This is a genomic window from Saccharothrix sp. NRRL B-16314, from assembly GCF_000716595.1.
GTDB lineage: Bacteria > Actinomycetota > Actinomycetes > Mycobacteriales > Pseudonocardiaceae > Actinosynnema.
On the sequence record NZ_JNXC01000011.1, the window covers coordinates 44,226 to 62,886 of the forward strand.

Below are 18,661 nucleotides of genomic sequence, written 5' to 3' on the forward strand. Positions count from 1 at the left end.
TCACCGCCAGAGAGGAAGACCACAAGTGGCAGACGTGACGCACCTGCGGGCAGCAGGTGTGAGCCTGGTGCTCGACTTCTCCGGAGGAACACTCCCCCGGGTCCGGCACTGGGGTGCCGACCTGGGCGAACTGGATTCCGCCGCGCTGGCCGCGGTGGTCCTGACCCAGCAGCCGCACCCCATCGGGTACTCGGTGGACGGCCCGGTCGACGTGGCCGTGCTGCCCGAGCAGTCGGCCGGGTGGCTCGGCACGCCGGGCATCATCGGCAACCGGGGCGGCCGGGACTTCTCCACCGCGTTCCGGGTCGTGTCCGTCGACGGGCCGGCCGTGCACGCGGCCGACGGGTCGGCGGTGCACGCGACCGGCGAGGTGGCGGTGCACGCGGTCGACGAGGTGGCGGTGCACGCGGTCGACGAGGTTGCCGGGCTCGCGTTGGACCTGGCCATCGAGCTGACGCCGTCCGGACTGGTGCGGCAGCGAGCCGTGCTGTCCAACACCGGGTCGTCGGAGTTCGCCGTCGACGCGGTGAACCTGACCCTGCCGGTGCCGGGGCAGGCGGTCGAGATCCTGGACTTCACCGGGCGGTGGACGCGGGAGCGCAGCCCGCAGCGCACGCAGTGGACGCAGGGCCTGCGCGTGCGGGAGAACCGGACCGGGCGGACCGGCTACGACTCCGCCTACCTGTTCGCGGCGGGCACGGCCGGGTTCGACAACCGGTCCGGCGAGGTGTGGGCCGTGCACACGGCCTGGTCCGGCAACCACCGGACGTTCGCGGAGAAGACCTACCACTCGGTGTCGCTGCTCGGGTCCGGCGAACTGCTGCTGTCCGGTGAGGTGGTGCTGGCTCCGGGCGAGTCGTACACGTCGCCGTGGCAGTACGCGTCGTACGGGCAAGGGCTGGACGAGGTGTCCGGCCGGTTCCACCGGTACCTGAGGTCGCGCCCGTCCCACCCGACGTCGCCGCGCCCGGTCGTGGTGAACACGTGGGAGGCCGTGTACTTCGACCACGACCTGGGTCGGTTGAAGGCCTTGGCGGACGCCGCCGCGTCGGTCGGCGCGGAGCGGTTCGTGCTGGACGACGGCTGGTTCGGCTCGCGGCGGGACGACCGGCGCGGGCTCGGCGACTGGTACGTGTCGGACGAGGCGTGGCCGGACGGGCTGAAGCCGCTGACGGACCACGTGACCGGGCTCGGCCTGCAGTTCGGCATCTGGGTCGAGCCGGAGATGATCAACCCGGACTCCGACCTGGCCCGCGCGCACCCGGACTGGATCATGGCGGCGGGCGACCGGCTGCCCCGCACGGCGCGGTTCCAGCAGGTGCTGGACCTGGCGCGGCCCGAGGCGTTCGCGCACATCCTGGAGCGGCTGGACGAGCTGCTGTCCACGTACCCGGTGTCGTACCTGAAGTGGGACCACAACCGGGACCTGGTGGACTCGGGGCACCGGCCGACGGGGCGTGCGGGGGTGCACGGGCAGACGTTGGCCATCTACCGGCTGCTGGACGAGCTGCGGCGGCGTCACCCGGGGGTGGAGATCGAGTCGTGCTCGTCCGGTGGTGCGCGGGTGGACCTGGAGATCCTGGAGCGCACGGACCGGGTGTGGGTGTCGGACTGCATCGACGCGCTGGAGCGGCAGCCGATGCAGCGGTGGACGAACGCCCTGATCCCGTTGGAGCTGATGGGGACGCACGTGGGGTCGGGGACGTCGCACACGACGCACCGGCAGCACCCGATCGACTTCCGGGCCGGCACGGCGCTGTTCGGGCACTTCGGGATCGAGTGGGACCTGACCAAGGCGTCGGCTTCGGACCTGGAGCGGCTGACGTCGTGGGTGGCGCTGTACAAGGAGTTGCGGCCTCTGCTGCACAGCGGCGTGTCCGTGCACGGTGACCACGCGGACCCGGCGATCGAGGTGCACGGGGTGGTGGCGGAGGACGGCTCGGACGCCGTGTTCGCCATCGTCGCGCTGGCCACGTCCGAGTTCTACCCGCCGGGTGCCGTGCGCCTGCCCGGCCTGTCGCCCGACCGCACGTACCACGTCCGCCCCCTGCCGCCGGGTGACGTCCCGGACGGCAACGCGGACAACTGGGGCGTGCACCTGCCGTGGTGGACGCCCGAGGGCGTCACCCTCCCCGGCCGGGTACTGACCACCGCCGGCGTCCAGGCACCCGTCCTCCACCCCGAACGCCTCGTCCTCCTCCGCGCCACCACCACCCCACCCCGTGAGTCCTACGTTCACGTCCCGTGAGTCCTACCTTCAGAACCCGTGAGTCCTACGTTCGGAACCCCCGAGTTCAACGCTCAGTACAAGATCGATGTTCTGAGCGTTGAATTCGGGGGTCCTGAACGTAGGACTCACCTGTACTGAACGTAGGACTCACGGGTTCTGAACGTAGGACTCACGCGTTCTGAACGTAGGACTCACGGGGGGTTAGGTGGAGGACGGTGGCGGCGGGGGCGGTGCCGGAGTGGGTGGCGTGCAGGGTGCCGTGGTCGGCGTCCCACGTGAACGTCCAGGCGGGTGAACTGGCCGGGAACACCGGCGACGCCACCACGTCGGCACCGCGGAGGTGCGGAACGGGGAGGCTCACGTCGGCGGACGCGCCCGGCAGGCGCCAGACCGTGATGTAGGTGGTCTGCGCGCGCAGACCCTGCGCCACCCACGGGCCGGTGCGGTCGGTCAGGCCCAGCGGCCAGAACGGGACCGAGGCGGCGATTTCCGGCCGGAGTCCCTTGTGGACGGACACCGCCTCCCGCACGAGAGCGCGTTGCGCGGCGTCCATCAGGTCCACCCGCCCGGCCAGGTAGAGCCGACCCAGGATGCCGGTCGCCAGCGTGAAAACCGCCTCGTCGGGTGACATCCCCGGCTGCGCGTACGCCCAGTTCCCGGCCTGCTCCGGCAGCACGGAAGCCGGCGCGGCAGCGGCGATCGGCGGGTACAGCAACGGGTTCTGCTGGTCCGAAGTGGACTGGATGTGCAGGCGCGACAGCATCGCGTAGTCCATCCGCATCGCACCCGACGCGCAGTTCTCCAGCAACAGGTCCGGGTGCCGGGCCAACACCCCGTCCAGCCACGCCAGGTGCGCGCGGTTGTGGCCCAGCAGGCCCTCACCCGGCGCGACGCCACCGACGTCCGTGCCCGCACCCGGCATGATGTTGTAGTCCAGCTTGATGTACCCGACGCCGAACTCGCCGACCAGCCGGTCCACCACCTCGTCCACGTGCCGGACCGCCGCCGGGTGCCTCAGGTCGAGGTGGAACCGGCCGTGCTCGCCCACCCGCGCGCCCTGGCGCTGGAAGAAGGCCTCGTCCGGCAACGACCGCGCCAACGCCGACCGCACGCCGACGACCTCCGGTTCCAGCCAGATCCCCGGCACCATCCCGCGCGCCCTGATCCGGTCCGCGACCTCGCCGAACCCGCCGGGGAACCGGGTGCGGGACGGGTGCCACTCCCCGACGCTGTCCCACCACTTGCCGTCCTCGTCGTACCACCCCGCGTCCACGCAGAAGTAGTCCGCGCCGACCGAAGCCGCCGCGTCGATCAACGGCAGCAGCTTCTCCGTCGTCGGATCACCCATCAGCGTGTTCATGTAGTCGTTGAAGATCACCGGCAGCGACGGCGCACGCCGGTTCCGCAACGTCGCCCGCCGCTGCCGCGTCAACGCACCGAAAGCGTCGTCCACCCCGCCCGCGACCACGGCCACCGACACCGGCACGGTGGTGAACCCGGCGCCCGCCGACACCACCCGCGACCACTGGTGCTCGGCATCCGTCGGACCCAGGACCGCCACGTAGGCGCCGGCGACCGTCTCGCCGACCTCCCAGTGCCACGCGCCGTTGTGCTCGACCTGCCAGGCGAGGGCCCAGCTGTCGTCCCGCGCGACGAGCGCGCCGCACGGCAGGTGCTCGCCGGTCGACCACGAACTCCGGGACGTCAACGCGAACCGGCTGCGTGACGCGTGGTGGTGCACGGTCGGGTCCATGGCCACCAGACCGGCCTCGCGCAGCGGCGTGCGGTGCCAGCGCGACTCGGCGACCCAGTCCGAGTCTCCGTGCACGAGGTCCACCTCGTCCACCGAGCGGTCCGCGTCCACCAGGAACGCCCCGGTGCAGAACGACGTCACCGCCTGCAGGCACACCGGGCCGTCGCCCTCGACGTCGACCTCGGTCCACGTCCGCACGGCGGGCACCCCGGCGACGCCCTGGAACACGGACGACACCACGAGCCCGCTCACCGGGTCGTGCTGCACGACCCGCAGCTCGTCCGCGGACTCCACGTGCGAGCGGTAGCGCAGCCGTGCGCCGATCGTGGTGTCCGCGTAGCGGTGGCTCCCGGGGAACCGCCCGTGACCCAGCGCCTGCACCTCGACCAGCGGCACGCCGATCCCGTCGACGGGCCCGGAGGGCCGCAACGAGACCAGGCGCACCGGCCGGTCGTCCGAGACGTCCAGCAGCAGCCGGATCGCGTCGGTGGACCAGCTGACCGTCATGTGGGGACTTCCTCCCAGGCACCGGTGTTGTGGTCGAACGCGGCGGCGGCACCGGCCCGCTCCACGTCGGCCGGGTCGATGTCCACGTTCCGGCCCCGGGCCTCGGGGTTCGGTGCGGCGGACGCCAGGATCTTGGTGTACGGGTGCTGCGGGTTGAGGATCACGTCGTCGGCCGGCCCGCGCTCGACCACGCGCCCCTTGTAGAGCACGAGGATGTCGTCGGAGAAGTGGCGTGCCGTGGCCAGGTCGTGCGTGATGTAGAGGACGGCCAGGTTCTCCTCGCGCTGCAGGCGTGCCATCAGGTTGAGCACGCCCAACCGGATCGACACGTCCAGCATCGACACCGGCTCGTCGGCCACCACGACCTTCGCGCCCGGCGCCAGCGCCCGCGCGATCGCCACCCGCTGCCGCTGACCGCCGGACAGCTCGTGCGGCCGACGTCCGGCGATGTCACGTCCGGGCAGCGACACGCGTTCCAGCAGCTGCACCACGTCCTCCCAGCCGTGCGGCTGACCGTGCAGCTTCAACGGTCGGGCCAGGTGGTGCTCGATGGTGTGGAACGGGTTCAGCGAGGCGAACGGGTCCTGGAACACCATCTGCACGTTGTCCCGGTACCGCCGCTCGGCCACCCGCTGCCCGTCCGGACCGGTCAACGTGATGGCGCCGTCGCTCGGCTTCTCCAGCCGGGCGATCATCCGGGCGATGGTGGACTTGCCCGACCCGGACTCGCCGACCAGCGCGACCGTGCGGCCGGGCGTGAGGGTGAACGACACGTTGTCCACCGCGCGCAGCCTGACCCGCCGCAGGCCTACCCGGACGTGGAAGTCCTTGACCAGCTCACGAGCTTCCAACGTGGTCATCGGACGCCTCCGGACGGGGTGGGCTCGCCGGACCGGTCGACCGGCGTCATCTGCTCGCCGGAGCGGACGAACGAGCCGCGTTCGCCGGTCAGGCTGGGGAACGAGTCGAGCAGTTGGCGGGTGTACGGGTGCGCGGGCCGCTCGAACATCCGCTGCGCCTCCGCGTACTCGACGACCTCGCCCTCCTTCATCACCGCGATGCGGTCGGCGAGTTCGAGCAGCAGCGGCAGGTCGTGCGTGATGAACAGGACGGCGAAGCCGATCTCGTCGCGCAGCCGCAGGATCTCCCGCAGGATGCCGCGCTGCACGACCACGTCCAGCGCGGTGGTCGGCTCGTCCATGATCATGACCTGCGGGTCGAGCAGCAGCGCCATCGCGATCATCACGCGCTGCCGCATGCCTCCGGACAGCTCGTGCGGGAACGAGCTGAGCCGCCGCACGTCCACGCCGACCAGCTTCAGCACCTCCTCGCACTTGGCCTTGCGCTGCGCCTTGGTCATCTCCGGCCGGTGCGTGGTGAGCACGTCCTCCAGCTGCGCCTTGATCGAGAGGACCGGGTTCAACGCGTTCATCGCGCCCTGGAACACCATGGACAGCTTCGACCAGCGGAACGCCCGCAGCTCTTCGGGCGTCAACGCGAGCACGTCGACGTCGTCCCCGGCGCCGTCCTGGCCAGGGAGGTCGTGGAACGTCACCGAGCCGGTGGTCACCTCGGCGGGCGGCCGGTGCAGCCGGTTGATCGCGTAGGCCAGCGTCGTCTTGCCGCAGCCGGACTCGCCGGCCAGGCCGAGGATCTCGCCGCGCCGCAACGTGATCGACACGTCCTTGACCGCGTGCACCGGGTTCTCCACCTGGTAGACGACGGACAGGTTCTCCACCGTCAGCACCACGTCGTCGTCCGGCCGCTTGACCGGATCGGGCACCCGGACCGCTTCCGCCGCCGCTCGACGGGGGATGTCCCGCAGCTTCGGGTTGATGATCTCGTCGATGCTGAAGTTCACCAGCGCCAGGCCGCAGCCGAACAGGGCGATGATCAGGCCCGGCGGCACGAACCACCACCACGCGTCGCGTTGCAGCGCGAAGCCGTTCTGCGCGTAGTAGAGCATCGTGCCGAGCGTGGACGAGTTGGACGCGCCCAGCCCGAGGAACGACAGGCCGGCCTCGCTCAGGATCGCGTAGATCACCGAGAAGACGAACTGCGACGCCAGCAGCGGCAGCAGGTTCGGCAGGATCTCGATCGTGATGACGCGCCACGGCTTCTCGCCGGAGACCTTGGCGGCGGCGACGTAGTCCCGGTTGCGCAACGACAGCGTCTGCGCGCGCAGCACGCGTGCCGAGGCGGCCCAGCCGGTGATGGCGAGCACCACCGCGATCGTCCACGAGCCGCGCTGGTCGGCGGGCACGAACGCGGAGATGACGATCACCAGCGGCAGGCCGGGGATCACCAGCATCACGTTGGAGAACAGGGAGAAGCCCTCGTCCACGTACCCGCCGACGTAGCTGCCGACGATGCCGAACAACGCCGACAGGGCGGTGGCCATCACGCCGACGAGCAGGCCGATGTAGAGCGAGCCCCTGGTGGCGTGCGCGAGCTGGGCCACGATGTCCTGGCCGGTCTGCGTGGTGCCCAGCCAGAACTCGCCGCCCGGCGCGGTCAGGCTGATGTCGCGGATCGTGTTCGGGTCGCCGACCAGGAACGGACCGACCACGCCGAGGAACGTGATGAGCCCGATCAGGACGAGGCCGACGCCGAGCTTCGGCGACCAGCGCGGCAGCATGGACCGCCAGCCGGCCCGTCCGCGCGGAGGCTCGACGGTGACAGCACTGAGATTCGTCACGGTGTCCGTTCTCCTTCTCAGCCGCTGACGCGGGTGCGCGGGTCGATGACGGCGTACAGCAGGTCGACCACGAGGTTCGCGCCGAGCACGGCGACCGTGATCACGAGGAAGATGCCCTGCATGAGGGCGTAGTCGTTGTTCTGCACCGCTTGCAGGAGCTTCGACCCGATGCCCGGGTAGGAGAACACCTGCTCGGTGATGATGGAGCCGGCCACCACGAACCCGAGCGAGATCGCGAAACCGGCCACCGACGGCAGCACCGCGTTGCGGGCCGCGTACTTGATCATGATCCGGGAGTCGCGCAGGCCCTTGGCCTTCGCGGTCAGCACGTAGTCCTCGGCCGTGGTGGACACCATCATGTTGCGCATCCCCAGCAGCCAGCCGCCGACGGACGAGATGACGATGGTCAACGCGGGCAGTGTGCCGTAGTAGATCGCCGAGCCGATGAAGTCGGCGTTCCAGCCGGGCCAGAGGACCACGTCGTAGCCGCCCTGGAGCGGGAACCAGCCCCACGCCGACGACAGCACCGCGACCAGGATCAGGGCCAGCCAGAAGTACGGCACCGCGGCCAGCACGGTGGTGGCGGGCACCAGGCTGTCCAGCCAGGTGCCGCGCCGCCAGCCGACGAACGTGCCCAGGGCGATGCCGAGGACGAACGACAGGAACGTCGCGATCCCGACCAGCATCAGGGTCCAGGGCAGGGCCTCCGCGATGATCTGGGACACCGGTGTGGGGAACGAGCTCACCGAGATGCCCAGATCACCGCGGAACATGTTGCCCAGGTACGAGAAGTACTGGTCGAGGAGCGATTCGCCGCTGTTCGCGCCGAGCAGCAGCTCGTACGCCCTGCGGGCCGATGGGTCCACGGTTCCGCCGCGTTGCGCCAGCTTCGCCATCAGGATGTCCACCGGGTTGCCCGGCATGAGCCTCGGGATGAAGAAGTTCAGCGTCAGCGCCGCCCAGAGGGCGACCAGGTAGAACGCGAACTTTCGGGCGTAGTACCTCATCGGTCCGCCTATCGGTCACTCAGTCGATCACTGGCCGGCCGGCTTGAGCTTCAGGTAGATCTCCGAGTGCTCCGGGCGCGACCAGACCGCGGGGAACGCGTAGAGGTCCTCCTTCGTGGGCCAGCCGGTGAACTTCTTCGCGTTGTACTCGCTGGTCGTGCCGCCGGTCAGCACGGGGATGTACGGGATCGACTCCTCGATCTCCGTCTGGATCGTGTCGAAGTGCGGCTGCCGGGCCGCGGTGTCCTCCGGGTCGATGCCCTTCAGCGCGGTGAGCGCGGCGTCGACCTCGGGGTTGGAGAAGCGCGCGAAGTTCGGGTTCGCCACCTCGCCGACCTTGGCCGTGGTCGCGGTGCTGAAGAAGTAGGACGCGTTGTAGAACGGGTCGGGGGCCGGGCCCTGGTGCAGTGCGTCGATCAGCAGCTCGAACTCGCCGCGACCGCGCGCGTCGGACCACTCGTTCCAGGAGACCTGCTGCGCGGTGATCTTGATGCCGACCTTCTGGAGCTGCTGCGTCATCGTGTCGACGGCGGTGATGTAGTCGGTCCAGCCGGCGACGACCTTCAGGGTCATGGCCAGCGGCTTGCCGTCCTTGGCGTAGACGCCGTCGGCGCCCTTGGCGTAGCCGGCGCTCTCCAGCAGCTGCGTGGCCTTGGCCTCGTCCGGCTGCATCGGGGCGGTCTTCTCCTTGAGCTTGCCGGAGATCTGGTCCTTGTCCCGCTCCAGCAGCGCCGCGCCCGGGGAGACCTCGCTCGCGGTGTTCTCGAACGCCAGCGCGTTGATCTGGGTGCGGTTGATCGCGTAGTAGATCGCCTTGCGGACGGCGACGTCGGTCTGCGGGCCCTGGCAGCCGAGGGCGGCGTTCGAGCAGGTGAACAGGGCCGTCTGGTTCATCGGGATGGTGATGGCCTTGTAGCCCGGGTAGTTCTTCTCGACGTCCTTGATGTCCGGGACCGGGCCGGTCTGCCAGTCGATCTGGCCGGCCTTCAGCGCGGCCTCACCGGACTGGTTGCCGGACAGCGCGAGGTAGCGGACCTTCTTCAGGGCGGGCTCACCGGAGTGGTAGCCGGGGTTCGCCTTGAGCGTGAACGCCTGGCCCTTGAACTCTTCCAGCATGAACGGGCCGGTGCCGACGGGCTCCTTGACGACATCGGTCGACGGGGTCGCGATGTCCTTCCACTTGTGCTCCGGGACCATCCAGATCTTGCCGAGGACCTGCGGGCCCTCCATGAAGGACGGCTCGGTGAACTTGATCGTCACGTGGGTGTCGTCGACCGCGGTCGCCACGCCCTTGTAGCCCGTGCCGTTCATGGCCGGGTTCTTGGTGACCATGTCCAGGGTGAACACGACGTCCTTGGCGGTGAACTTCTGCCCGTCGGTCCACTTCGCGTCGTCCCGCAGCTCGACGTCGAGCTGGGTGCCGTCCTCGTTCCACTCGTAGCTCTTGCCCAGGCGGGGCCGCGGCTCGACGTCGCGGATGTTGTTGAAGAAGAACAGCGGCTCGAAGATCGTGCCGGGGCCCTCGATCTGGGTCGGCGAGAACGGGTTGAAGTTCAGCTGCCAGTCACCGGACTGGCCGGTGTACACGATCAGCGTGTCCTTGTTCGCGTCGCCGCCCGCGCTCGATCCGCCACACGCAGTAGCCAGCATGGCGACCGCGGCCAGTCCGGCCGCCGCCATGCGCGCCCGTGAGAAGCGCCTTGCCTTCAGGAACATCGTCGATTCCTCTCGTGGCCCGAGACCGGCCGCGGTCCCGCGTTGAGGCAGATTGTTAAGTCATCGAAGAAACGAAGTCAACACCTCGGCGTCATCTGCGGGTCAAGTTGCTACCCTTCGTCCGACGAACGAACTAAGACGGCGGGGGAGCACGTGAGCGGACCGGCGCGGGCGACGCAACACGCGAGCAGCAAGTCCGCGGTGCTCGACGTGATCCGCGCGGCGGGCACGATCAGCCGGGTCGGCCTGATCAACGCCACCGGGTTCACCGGCGCCACCATCTCGACGGTCGTCCGCAAGCTCATCGACGAAGGCCTGGTCGTGGAGACCGGGCGCGCGGAGTCGACCGGCGGCAAGCGTCGGGTGCTGCTCCAGCTCAACCACTCCTCCCGCTACGCCGTCGGCGTGCACCTCGACCATGCGGGCATCACGTACGTGCTGACCAATCTCGGCGGTTCGGTCGTCGCCCGCATTTCGAGGGCGGGCGCCGGCGCCGCGGAACCGCAGACCGTGGTGGGCCGGATGGCGGCCGAGGTCAAGGGCCTGATCGACGGCGTCGGGGTGGAGCACAACCGCGTGCTGGGCCTCGGCCTCGTGTCACCCGGACCGCTCAGCTCGAACACCGGCATGGGCCTGACCCCGCCGGCCATGCGCAAGTGGGAGGACTTCCCGCTCGGCCAGGCGCTGGAGCAGGCCACGAGCCTGCCGGTGGTGCTGGACAACGACGCCACGGCGGCGGCGCTCGGCGAGCACTGGTCCGGCGGCATCGGCGGGACGGCCATCTCGGCGGCGCTGTACATGGGGACGGGGATCGGCGCGGGCCTCGTCATCAACGGCATCACGTACCGGGGCAGCAGCGGGAACGCCGGGGAGATCGGCCACATCTGCGTGGACGCGGACGGGCCGGAGTGCTGGTGCGGCGCGCGCGGGTGCGTCGAGGCGCTGGCCGGTCCGTCGGCGGTGGTGGCGGCGGCGCGGGCGGACGCCTCGGTGGCCGGTGCGGCCGGGTTGACCGGGCGGGTGAAGTCGGTGTCGTCGGACTTCGCGGCGGTGAGCCGGGCGGCGCGGCGGGGTGAGCCGGCGGCGTTGGCGATCCTGGAGCGCTCGGCGCGGTACATCGCGGTGGCAGCGCGGACGTTGGCGAACATCATGGACCTGGAGGTCCTGGTGCTGACGGGGCCGAGCTTCGCGATCGCCGGGTCGATCTACCTGCCCGTGCTGCGCGACGAACTCGACCGGACGTTCTTCTCTCGGGCGGCGCACGGCATCGACGTGCGACTGTCCCGTTCGGCCGCCACGGCGTCGGCGATCGGCGGGGCGGCCCTCGTGCTCCAGTCCGAACTCGTCCCGCTGCACGAGGGCTTCAGGCTCCCGGAGAACCTGTCCGACTCAGAACCCGCCGCCCTGCCCGCGTCGGGAGCCTGAGCGGGCGACCCCCGGTGCCCGGGCACGCGACTCAAGGCGCTGTGCCGGTGGACCAGCCGCGGAGCGCCCTACCGCTTGCCGGGCCAGATCCTGTGCTCCGGATCCCACCACAGCGCGTAGAAGCGCGTCCCTTCGCGGAAGCCGTACAGACGACCCGGGCCATTGATCCGCAACCGGCTGATCTCGTCGCGGTCGTCGTACGTCAGCTCCTCCAAGCGCTTGCGGGCGTCCCTGTTGGGCAGACGGTCGATCGGGTAGTCCTTGCCGGGTTCCTCGCTCTGGTCGAAGGCTTCGCGGACTGTCATGGTCTCGAAGCTCTGGATGCGGCTCAGGAGGCTGCGGTGATCGGCTTGACTGATCTTCGTGAGGCACCAGGGGCCATCGAGGTCGATCCGGCTCAACAGCACGACCAGCTTGCCCTCGGGCTCCGACGGGGTGAACGCTCGACGCGGTCGCTTGCCGGTCGGGATGTCCCGTGCCTCGGCGGAACGCGGACGATGGCGGACGTCATCCGGAGAAGTGCCCGTCCTGACCTTGGGGCGGCCTTTTCGGCCCACGCTCAGACTTCCTCGGCAGAGGCGCTGGTCAGGCCGTCGTAGTACTCGAACATGTCGCTCTGGTGGATGACCGCGCTTCCGCGCTGCCCGTCGGTCAGCCCTTCACGCACACGCGCGTTCTTCCAGGGGTCCTCGCGGTGCGTCAGCTCGCTCAGCCAGTTCGCCGGCTTGTCACCGTACGAGTCCAAGATGATGTCCACCGTCTCGCGCTCCGCGTCCGTGAGCATCGACGGGTCACCGCCGAGGGTCTCGTCCTGCCCGAGCCGCCAACGTTGCCGGTGTTGCTTGTACAGCTCGCGCACGACCGGTCCGTTGGCCCAGGCCTCGATGTCCTCGGCGAACAGCGGTTCCTCGTCCCAGACGAGGTGCCATGCCTGGCTGTAGTAGACGAGCTTCTGGAGCTTCATGGCCGTCATCGGCCCCTTGCGGGACAGGATGTAGGCAGCCACGTCGACTACTTTCGCCACGGCTGCCTCCCTGTGTCGCCAGTACCTGTCGCATCTGCGTCAACGGACGGGACGTTACACACGTGGCCGGACACTTCGACCCGTCGACTTACCCGAACGCAGGATCAAGCGTGGGTTCAACCATAGGAACTGACCTGCGGAAATGCGTCCACCGCCTGGCTGACGCGCCGCGCCCCGCCGGCCAAGGACCGCCTGGAAGCCATCCCATCGAGTATCGCGCTAGGCGTGATGAGCGGGTGAGGGGCGGGCACGCAGGCGGAGGATCAGGACGACGGCCAGGCCGAGGGCCACGAGGACGGCCGCCACGGTGAACGTCCACCGGGTTCCGCGAGCCACCTCCGCCGACGCCGCCGCGGTGACGTCACCGGTGCCGGCGGCGAACGCGAACACCGCGCCCATGACCGACGCGCCCGTCATGAGGCCCAGGTTCCGCGAGAGGTTCAGCAGGCCCGACACCACGCCGCGCCGCTGCGGCGGAACGTCCTTCATCACCGCCGTGTTGTTGGCCGCCTGGAACATCGCGTAGCTCGCCGTGACGACGACCAGGGGCAGGACGTAGCCCACAGCCCCGGCCGCCACGGGCATCAAGGCGAGCACCGCGGCACCGCCGATGATCCCGGCGAGCCCGACGACCACCACGACCCCCGACCCGAAACGATCGGTGGCACGGCCGGCCGGTACGCCGACGAGGGCGCTCACCGCCGGTCCCGCCGACATCACCAGTCCGACCAGCGCCGGGTCGAGGCCGAGCGCCAGGGCCAGGTGGAAGGGGCCCACGACGAGGGTCGTCATCATGACCGTCGAGACCAGGGCGCTCGTCGTCAGACCGGCGGCCAGGACCGGATCGCGGAACATCGAGAGGTCGACCAGCGGGGACGAAACCCGGCGCTCGGTCGCCACGAACAGGACGAGGCCGACGCCGGACGCGACGAGCAAGCCGACGCCGAGCGCGCCGAACCGGGTGCCGTCGGCCGTCATCGCCAGCGCGTACGCGCCCAACGTGATCGCCAGCAACGCCATGCCCGTGAGGTCGAACCGCCCTCGGGCCGAACCCGGCGTCGGCGCGGAGCCGGGCAGCACCCGGAACGCGAGCACGAGCGCGAGAACGCCGAGCGGCACGGTGACGAGGAAGATCGCGCGCCAGCCGAAGGCCGCGATCAGGACACCGCCGAGTGACGGCCCGAGCGCCGTGCCGACGGCCGACATGGTGCCGAGCAGCCCCATCACCCGACCGGTGCGGTTCGCGGGCACGGCCTCGCCGACGAACGCCGTGGTCAGCGCCATCATGCACGCGGCACCGGCGCCTTGGAGCGCCCGGCCGGCGATCAGCACCGGCAGGTTCGGGGCGAGACCGCACACCAGCGTCGCGAACGTGAACACGCCGACACCGACCAGCAGCAGCCGACGCCGCCCGGTGAGGTCGCCCAGCCGGCCGACGCCGACGATCGAGGCCGTCAGGACCAGCAGGTAGGCGATCACCACCCACTGGACCTCGTGGAAACCGGCGTCGAACGCCGTCGCCACGGCGGGCAGGCCGATGTTGGCGATGCTGATGCCCAGCGAGGGCAGCAGCACGGACAGCGACAGCGCGGTGAGCACCCAGGCCAGGGCCGGGCGGGGTGCGGGCGGCGCCGGTTCGGCGCTCGGAGGGGTTGTTGGTCTCAAGGCGGTGGCCGCTTCCTGGAGTCGACGCCGGTCGCGCGGTCGGCGCCGGTCGCCACCGAACGTAAGTCGCCCTCGGACCTGGCGGAAGGCGCAAGGATGGCAAGCCACTTGTGCACGGAACGCCATGTCACGGCCGATCCGTGAGATCGTGGGCGCATGGCGCGGCCCGATCTGAACCTGCTGGTCACCCTGGACGTCCTGCTCCAGGAGGGCAGCGTGACGCGGGCGGGGGAACGCCTCGCGCTGAGCCCGTCCGCGATGAGTCGTGCGCTCGCGCGGCTGCGTCGGGCCACCGGTGACCCGCTGCTGGTGCGGGCCGGCCGGGGGTTGGTGCCGACGCCACACGCGTTGGCGCTCCGCGACCGCGTGCGCGGCCTGGTCCAGGGAGCCGAAGAGGTGTTGCGGCCGGCCGAGAAGCTGGACCTGGCGACGTTGGCGCGGACGTTCGCGCTGCGCACCAGCGACGGGTTCGTGGAGAGGTTCGGGCCCGCGCTGGTGGCGGAGGTGGGTCGGGCGGCGCCCGGTGTGCGACTGCGGTTCCTCCGCAAGACCAAGAAGGACGTCGCGCCGCTGCGGGAGGGCGGGGTCGACCTGGAGACCGGTGTCATCGAGCACGCTCCCGCCCCGGACGTGGTGAGCGCGCCCCTGTTCACCGACCGGTTCGTCGGGGTGGTGCGGGACGGGCACCCGCTGGGCACGGGGAAGGTGACGGCGGCCCGGTACGCCGCCGCGCGCCACGTGCACGTCTCACGGCGGGGTCTGGTGGAAGGGCTGGTGGACGAGGCCTTCCACCCGACGGGCCACCGCCGGACGGTCGTGACGGTGGTCGACGGCTTCAGCGCCGCGCTGGCGCTGGCGAACGCGTCCGACCTGGTCGCCACCGTCCCGGACCGCCACACCGCGACCCTGCGGCACGGGATGCGGGCGTTCGAGCTGCCCTTCCAGCCGCCCGAGGTGGTGGTGTCGCTGCTGTGGCACGTCCGGCTCGACGCCGACCCGGCGCACCGGTGGCTGCGCGACCGGGTGCTCGACGTGTGCCGCCCCGACGAACCGGCCGACGTGCGCCCGGACGAACGGGAGGGCGCGGACCGGGCGTCAGCGCGCGGGGCGGGCGGCCCAGAGGAGGCCGCGCTCGACCAGGGTCCGCACGGGCGGTAGGGCCAGGTCGGCCGGGAAGTGGCCGATGGTGCAGGCGAAGACCCGACCCGCGCCCCAGCGCCTCGTCCACACCGCCGGCACGGTCAGTTGCGCGTGCCACGGTGACCCGGCGGCGAACGTGGTGGTCGCGTGGACGTCGTTCAGGTCGTCGGTCAGCACCCAGTACTGCTCGGTGCGCAGCGCGAAGCCGTCGAGGCCTTCCACGATCGGGTGAGTCGAGGTGATCTCGACCCGGTGGTCCACGAAGTCGCCGGGGTGGGCCACGAACTGCCCGCCCACCAACCGCATGTACTCGCGGGAGTGGCGGAACGAGTCGACCAGGCCACCGTGCCAGCCGGCCAGGCCCGTGCCCGAGCGGACCGCCGCGTCCAGGCAGGCGAACTGGTCGTCGGTCAGCTCGCCGTCGCTCCAGCACTGGAGGATCAGGTCGTAGGCGCCCAGATCGGCGTCGTAGACCTCCAGCGACTCGGACACGTCCACCGAGAACCCCTCCGCCCGGAGGAACGGCAGGAACGCGTCGGTCGCCTCCACCGGTGAGTGACCTTCCCAGCCACCGCGAACCACGAGTGCCTTCACGGGACATCACCTTAACGAGACCGCCCGCCGAGTTGACAGGCAAGTCCCCACTTGCCTATAACTGGGCCGTGGACGCAGACCCCGACCTGTTCAAGGCCATCGGTGACGCGACCCGGCGCGTGATCCTCGACGAGCTGACCGAAAAGGACGGTCAGACGCTGTTCGAGATCTGCGGCCGACTGACCATGAAGCACGGCCTCGGCTCGTCGCGCCAGGCCATCTCGCAGCACCTCGCGGTGCTCGAACAGGCCGGCCTGGTGCACACCCGGCGACAGGGCCGGTACAAGTTCCACCACATCGACACGAGCCCGCTGCGCTCGATCGTCGAGCGGTGGCCCATCCACGGAGAGGCACCGAACCCGTGATCCGCATCAACATCACCAGCGTGCTGGTCGACGACCAGGCCAAGGCGCTGGCCTTCTACACCGAGAAGCTCGGCTTCACCAAGAAGACCGACGTGCCCGCCGGTGGGGCCCGCTGGCTCACCGTGACCTCCCCCGCCGACCCCGACGGCGTCGAGCTGCTGCTCGAACCGGACGGCCACCCGGCGGCGCGCCCGTTCAAGGAGGCCCTGGTGGACGACGGCATCCCGTACACCTCGTTCGCCGTGGACGACGTGCACGCCGAGGTCGAGCGGCTCAAGGCGCTGGGCGTCGTGTTCACCCAGGACGCGACCGACATGGGACCGGTGGTCACCGCCGTCCTGGACGACACGTGCGGCAACCTGATCCAGATCGCCGCGATGAAGTAGTCGCCCGTCCGGGCGTCGGCGCCCGACCCCCGACCGCGGGGGTCGGGCAGCCGCCGAGCGCGTGAGCCCTCAGGCGCGCGCGACCAGGCCGGCCAGCTGGTTGACCAGGCCCTCGGTCAGACCCGTGCGGAACAGCTCGTCGGGCGGTGGTGCACCCATCTCGCGCATGACCTGCGCGACCGCGTCGGACGGGTTCGCGTGAGGCCACAGGCCGGCCGTCAGCACCAGCACCACCTGCGCGAAGTGCCGCGCGGCGTCCTCGTCCAGCACCGGCACGCGCGCCCGCACGAGGTCGGCCAGACGGGTGGTGTGCGAGATCGCGCGCTGTTTGAACACGCGCGCGAAGTCGACCGGGATGTTGCGCTCCAAGACCCCGGCCATCCCGCTGATCAGCTCGCACATCAGCCGCCGGCCGTGCAGCGAGGTCGCGATCGCGGTGGCCACCTCGACGGGGTCGGACGTCGACGCGGGCGCGCCTTCGACTTCGTCCAGCCAGGCGCCCCACTCCTCGTCCAGCACCTCCAGGAAGATCGCCTCCCGGCTGTCGAAGTACCGCAGCACGTTCGACTTCGCGAGCCCGACCCGATCGCTCAACTCCCGCAGGCTGATGTCGGCGACGGACCGCTCCCGCAACATCTCGCACGCCGTTTCGAGGATCGTGCGCCGCCGCTGCGCGACCTGCTCCGGCTTCCGGGCGCGCTTGAACTCCACCGCCGCAGGCTAACAACCCACCGGTCTCCTGCCTCCCGATCCGGGAACGGGTGCTTGACCGACGTCACGGCGGGTAAGCGGCTGGGGTGCAGACGTTCCTCCCGTGCGAGACCTTCGCCCGCAGCGCCGCCGTCCTCGACTCACGGCGGCTCGGCAAGCAGCGCGTCGAGACCTTGCAGATCCTGCGCGCCCTCGTGTGGCCCGAGTACGGCTGGAAGCGCCACCCGGCGGTCCTGATGTGGAGCGGCTTCACGCCCGCGCTGGTCGCCTACGGCGTGGCCGTGTGCGACGAGTGGCGACGCCGGGGCCACCGCGACGGCCTGCGCGCCGCGCTCCTCGACTTCACCGGCGGCCGGGAGCCGACGTGGTCGTGGTGCCTCGCCGAGGGCCTGCTCCCGCCCTGGCTCGGCGACCACGACCTGCACCTCAGCCACCGCTCCGCGCTCCTGCGCAAGGACCCCGACCACTACCGCCCGCTGTTCCCCGACGTCCCGGACGACCTCGACTACGTCTGGCCGCCGCCGGTGTTCCCGCTGGACGTCCCCGACACACCGGGGCTGGTCGCGTACCGGCTCGACCGCCCTCCGCTGCCCGACGACCACCCACCGCCGCCGCCGCTCGACCACCGCCCCGGCCCGTCGGTCGCCCGCGCGCCCACCGAGGCCGACCTGGCGGCCATGCGCGCCGAGGCGGCGGACCCGAGGCCGGTCCGGTTCTTCCGCCGCGGCCAACGCCTGCCGCCTCCGACCAGCCGTTTCACCCTCCGGCGACGGCTCCCCTGAAAACTTCCCCGAAGAACTTCCCCGGAAAATCCGGCGGACGTGTCGATCCAGCGGGGCCCCGTTCGACGCAGTGGTAAGACCACCGAGAAGGGGAGCCCGAGATGACCACCACCGACACCCGCCGCGCCGCCGCCACCACCGTCGACACCACCACCAAGCGCAACGACCTGGTCCTCGCCGCTTTCCGCGTCGTCGTGTCGTTCCTGTTCGGGTGCCACGGCCTGATGGGCCTCGGCTTCCTGGGCGGCATCGACGGGCAGGGCACCGCGGTCCCCTTCGGCTCGTGGCCGGGCTGGTACGGCAGCGTCATCGAGCTGGTCGGGGCGGTCCTGGTGCTGGTCGGCCTGGCCGCACGGCCGGCGGCGTTCGTGCTCTCCGGCGTGATGGCCTACGCGTACTTCACCGTGCACCAGCCCGAGGCGCTGCTCCCCGTGCACAACATGGGCGAGCTGGCCGCCGTCTACAGCTGGGTGTTCCTGCTGCTGGCCGCGTTCGGCCCCGGCGCCTTCACGGTCCAGCGCGCGCTGACCGGCCGGCGCGCGTCGACGGGCCGCGCCGCCCGCGAGCACGCCGACCGGTGACCACGCCGAAACCGGGACGACTTCCGATGGCGCGCCTCCACCAGGGAGGTGCGCCATCGGCGTGTCCGGGCACGTGT

At 70.8% G+C, this 18,661-nt stretch carries 17 protein-coding genes; 7 read left to right on the top strand and 10 right to left on the bottom strand.

All coding sequences use genetic code 11. From position 1 onward, the window contains the following. Nucleotides 1-25: 25 nt before the first annotated feature. Nucleotides 26-2,248 carry an alpha-galactosidase gene (locus OQ02_RS18195; protein ID WP_051772485.1) on the top strand — a complete coding sequence of 741 codons (2,223 nt, stop codon included), beginning with the start codon at nucleotides 26-28 and terminating at the stop codon, nucleotides 2,246-2,248. A 151-nt stretch (nucleotides 2,249-2,399) separates the two neighbouring features. On the opposite strand, the gene OQ02_RS18200 is transcribed toward OQ02_RS18195, so the two are convergent. Genes OQ02_RS18200 through OQ02_RS18220 form a run of 5 tightly spaced genes read right to left on the bottom strand, consistent with a single transcriptional unit; the run spans nucleotide 2,400 to nucleotide 9,911 of the window. After that, nucleotides 2,400-4,490, bottom strand: coding sequence for a glycoside hydrolase family 36 protein (locus OQ02_RS18200; RefSeq protein ID WP_033439670.1), 2,091 nt, complete (start codon nucleotides 4,488-4,490; stop codon nucleotides 2,400-2,402). Further along, nucleotides 4,487-5,350, bottom strand: a complete 864-nt coding sequence (locus OQ02_RS18205) for an ABC transporter ATP-binding protein (protein WP_033439671.1) — start codon at nucleotides 5,348-5,350, stop codon at nucleotides 4,487-4,489. The genes OQ02_RS18200 and OQ02_RS18205 overlap by 4 nt, the downstream gene beginning before the upstream one ends. Then, nucleotides 5,347-7,188, bottom strand: a complete 1,842-nt coding sequence (locus OQ02_RS18210; RefSeq protein ID WP_051772486.1) for a dipeptide/oligopeptide/nickel ABC transporter permease/ATP-binding protein — start codon at nucleotides 7,186-7,188, stop codon at nucleotides 5,347-5,349. Before OQ02_RS18210 ends, OQ02_RS18205 begins: the two co-directional genes overlap by 4 nt. Nucleotides 7,189-7,205: 17 nt before the next feature. After that, nucleotides 7,206-8,195: an ABC transporter permease gene (locus tag OQ02_RS18215; RefSeq protein ID WP_033439672.1), complete on the bottom strand. Its 990-nt coding sequence runs from the start codon at nucleotides 8,193-8,195 to the stop codon at nucleotides 7,206-7,208. Nucleotides 8,196-8,222: 27 nt separating this feature from the next. After that, nucleotides 8,223-9,911: an ABC transporter substrate-binding protein gene (locus OQ02_RS18220; protein WP_063747098.1), complete on the bottom strand. Its 1,689-nt coding sequence runs from the start codon at nucleotides 9,909-9,911 to the stop codon at nucleotides 8,223-8,225. 153 nt (nucleotides 9,912-10,064) lie between these two features. Between OQ02_RS18220 and OQ02_RS18225 the strand changes: the two genes are divergently transcribed. Continuing rightward, a complete protein-coding gene (locus OQ02_RS18225; RefSeq protein WP_033439674.1) occupies nucleotides 10,065-11,336 on the top strand; it encodes an ROK family transcriptional regulator in 1,272 nt (423 codons plus the stop codon). A gap of 68 nt (nucleotides 11,337-11,404) precedes the next feature. On the opposite strand, the gene OQ02_RS18230 is transcribed toward OQ02_RS18225, so the two are convergent. From OQ02_RS18230 to OQ02_RS18240, 3 genes are all read right to left on the bottom strand, one after another. Then, on the bottom strand, nucleotides 11,405-11,893 hold the full coding sequence (locus OQ02_RS18230) for a hypothetical protein (RefSeq protein WP_033439675.1): 489 nt from the start codon (nucleotides 11,891-11,893) through the stop codon (nucleotides 11,405-11,407). Between the two features lie 2 nt (nucleotides 11,894-11,895). Further along, entirely contained in the window at nucleotides 11,896-12,360 is a 465-nt protein-coding gene (locus tag OQ02_RS18235) for a Panacea domain-containing protein (protein WP_033439676.1), read from the bottom strand. A 219-nt stretch (nucleotides 12,361-12,579) separates the two neighbouring features. Further along, nucleotides 12,580-14,025 carry an MFS transporter gene (locus OQ02_RS18240; RefSeq protein WP_051772487.1) on the bottom strand — a complete coding sequence of 482 codons (1,446 nt, stop codon included), beginning with the start codon at nucleotides 14,023-14,025 and terminating at the stop codon, nucleotides 12,580-12,582. 156 nt (nucleotides 14,026-14,181) lie between these two features. Between OQ02_RS18240 and OQ02_RS18245 the strand changes: the two genes are divergently transcribed. Continuing rightward, on the top strand, nucleotides 14,182-15,183 hold the full coding sequence (locus tag OQ02_RS18245; RefSeq protein WP_063747099.1) for a LysR family transcriptional regulator: 1,002 nt from the start codon (nucleotides 14,182-14,184) through the stop codon (nucleotides 15,181-15,183). On the opposite strand, the gene OQ02_RS18250 is transcribed toward OQ02_RS18245, so the two are convergent. Next, nucleotides 15,121-15,759: a ThuA domain-containing protein gene (locus tag OQ02_RS18250; protein WP_033439677.1), complete on the bottom strand. Its 639-nt coding sequence runs from the start codon at nucleotides 15,757-15,759 to the stop codon at nucleotides 15,121-15,123. The two genes, OQ02_RS18245 and OQ02_RS18250, sit on opposite strands and share 63 nt — an antisense overlap. 68 nt (nucleotides 15,760-15,827) lie before the next feature. Between OQ02_RS18250 and OQ02_RS18255 the strand changes: the two genes are divergently transcribed. Together OQ02_RS18255 and OQ02_RS18260 are read left to right on the top strand one after the other, a co-directional pair. Beyond that, nucleotides 15,828-16,124: an ArsR/SmtB family transcription factor gene (locus tag OQ02_RS18255; protein WP_033439678.1), complete on the top strand. Its 297-nt coding sequence runs from the start codon at nucleotides 15,828-15,830 to the stop codon at nucleotides 16,122-16,124. Continuing rightward, the gene (locus OQ02_RS18260) at nucleotides 16,121-16,510 is read left to right on the top strand and encodes a VOC family protein (RefSeq protein WP_033439679.1); all 390 of its coding nucleotides are present in this window, start codon (nucleotides 16,121-16,123) and stop codon (nucleotides 16,508-16,510) included. Before OQ02_RS18255 ends, OQ02_RS18260 begins: the two co-directional genes overlap by 4 nt. A gap of 69 nt (nucleotides 16,511-16,579) precedes the next feature. Here the strand turns inward: OQ02_RS18260 and OQ02_RS18265 are convergent, their stop codons facing one another. Continuing rightward, nucleotides 16,580-17,221, bottom strand: coding sequence for a TetR family transcriptional regulator (locus tag OQ02_RS18265; RefSeq protein ID WP_033439680.1), 642 nt, complete (start codon nucleotides 17,219-17,221; stop codon nucleotides 16,580-16,582). An 86-nt stretch (nucleotides 17,222-17,307) separates the two neighbouring features. On the opposite strand from OQ02_RS18265, the gene OQ02_RS46935 reads away from it, so the two are divergent. Further along, nucleotides 17,308-18,003 (top strand): MSMEG_6728 family protein, encoded by a 696-nt coding sequence (locus OQ02_RS46935; protein ID WP_063747100.1) that lies wholly within the window; start codon nucleotides 17,308-17,310, stop codon nucleotides 18,001-18,003. Between the two features lie 101 nt (nucleotides 18,004-18,104). Continuing rightward, nucleotides 18,105-18,584, top strand: coding sequence for a DoxX family protein (locus tag OQ02_RS18275; protein ID WP_051772488.1), 480 nt, complete (start codon nucleotides 18,105-18,107; stop codon nucleotides 18,582-18,584). The last annotated feature ends 77 nt before the right edge of the window (nucleotides 18,585-18,661 follow it).

Bases quoted from the DNA above. Each gene is read 5' to 3' on its own strand.
- OQ02_RS18215 (WP_033439672.1), bottom strand. From the start codon at position 8,195: ATGAGGTACTACGCCCGAAAGTTCGCGTTCTACCTGGTCGCCCTCTGG.
- OQ02_RS18275 (WP_051772488.1), top strand. From the start codon at position 18,105: ATGACCACCACCGACACCCGCCGCGCCGCCGCCACCACCGTCGACACC.
- OQ02_RS18205 (WP_033439671.1), bottom strand. From the start codon at position 5,350: ATGACCACGTTGGAAGCTCGTGAGCTGGTCAAGGACTTCCACGTCCGG.
- OQ02_RS18220 (WP_063747098.1), bottom strand. From the start codon at position 9,911: ATGTTCCTGAAGGCAAGGCGCTTCTCACGGGCGCGCATGGCGGCGGCC.
- OQ02_RS18200 (WP_033439670.1), bottom strand. From the start codon at position 4,490: ATGACGGTCAGCTGGTCCACCGACGCGATCCGGCTGCTGCTGGACGTC.
- OQ02_RS18245 (WP_063747099.1), top strand. From the start codon at position 14,182: ATGGCGCGGCCCGATCTGAACCTGCTGGTCACCCTGGACGTCCTGCTC.